Annotated in this window: 1 protein-coding gene; it reads left to right on the plus strand. The window is 56.7% G+C overall.

The features are described 5' to 3' along the window. Window positions 1-252: hypothetical protein (locus tag AC2A06_RS19090; protein WP_484381334.1), on the plus strand; the 252-nt coding region annotated here is incomplete at both ends.

Genomic DNA, 252 nt, shown 5'->3' on the forward strand with positions numbered 1-252 from the left:
AGAGCCAATGACGACGGTAGCTGGTCAATCAGCAGCACACTGCCAGCCGGGGCGCATAATCTTGCCTTTATGGTGTGGGATGCGGCAGGTAACCGTTCTTCGTTAAGTGCCTCCACCAGCATCGGGGTCACTGAGGGTAACGGCAGTACGCTGATTGAGCAGAAGTGGGGGGGGACCACCGATGGAGAAGGCCTTGGCGTGAATGCGGCAGCAGTGACCATTGGGACAAATGGCTTGTGGTCATTCTTCCAA

The organism is Serratia sp. HNCC26DJ244 (assembly GCF_057180565.1).